Below are 1,245 nucleotides of genomic sequence, written 5' to 3'. Positions count from 1 at the left end.
TATTTGGTTTGTTGTCTCCAGATAAAGTATCACTTTTGAGTGAGCCTATAATGTTCTCAAAATTGTTAAAGGTGTCTGCTCCTCTTCTTGGCCTTGCACTACCATTGTCAAACAGATCTACGTTTACAACCTTGTCATGGTCTTCATAGCTTAGTGTATCTATGCCATCGCCTCCGTCAAGGTCATCGCCACCACCTAAGCCTTGTATAATGTTATCATTATTATCGCCAGTTAACTTGTCAGAATGCTGGGAGCCTGTAAGGTTCTCAAAGTTCAACAGGAGATCACCTCTAGCATCTCCTCCTTGTCCTATGACGCCTTTGACTAGGCTTACGGTTACACCAGCAGGAGAGTTACGATAAGTCACGGTGTCGTTACCATCGCCGCCGTCGAGGTCGTCTGCTCCAGCTCTGCCATCGATAATATCATCACCTGCTTGTCCGTGCATTACATTGGGTTCTCTGTTTCCAGTAAGTTGATCAGAGTGTGGTGAGCCTATGAGATTTTCTATGCTTACAAGTGTATCTCCTTCTGCATCCCCACCTTTTGCTGTAGATGCTGTGAGATCGATTTGAACCCCTGCAGGTGAACTAGCATATGAAGCAGTGTCGTATCCTTCTCCTCCATCTATTTTGTCTGGACCACCTTTGCCTTCTATCACGTCGTCTCCTGTTTGTCCGTGAATGACATTGGCATCTCCATTACCAGTAAGTTGATCAGAGTGTGGTGAGCTTAGGAGATTCTCTATGGTTACAAGTTGCACAACATGAGCCAGCTTAACAAGATCGACCTTCGCCTGCTCCGCAGCTTTCAACATAATCTCCGCAATGTCTGCATGGTCACTACTACTGTCGTACACTGCCTTAGTACCCGCAGCACCACTGCCAGCGGCATAAGCCTCTTTCTTTAAAACAGCCAACATGTCTATGATATCCAAAGGACTGACGTTCCAGTGAACGGACCTTACTTCACTCACAATTTCCTCATCAAGCTTGCCCTTACCTAACAACTCAATAATCATTGGCGCTACAAACTCCATATACTTTCTTGTATGTCTTGCTAACTTACTCATAAACCACCTATTTGATTAAAATTTAATTCACACTCATAATTGTCTAATCCCTCAGGACATTACAAATGATATATTCCCCCCAACGTAAGCTGCCGAACCCTAAGCTTTTGCTCAATTTTCTGTACTTCATAAGTAATAGTACCTCCTGGTAGCACATCCTCAACCTTTGTTGG

At 44.1% G+C, this 1,245-nt stretch carries 1 pseudogene; it reads right to left on the bottom strand.

From position 1 onward, the window contains the following. Positions 1-1,072, bottom strand: a pseudogene (locus tag EDM53_RS02955) (hypothetical protein); the annotation flags it as partial. Positions 1,073-1,245 lie beyond the last annotated feature (173 nt).

The organism is Rickettsiales endosymbiont of Peranema trichophorum (genome assembly GCF_004210275.1).
Lineage (GTDB): Bacteria > Pseudomonadota > Alphaproteobacteria > Rickettsiales > Midichloriaceae > RICK02.
The sequence above is the reverse complement of the archived record's forward strand: the minus strand, read 5'-3'. Positions and strand labels throughout refer to the sequence as shown.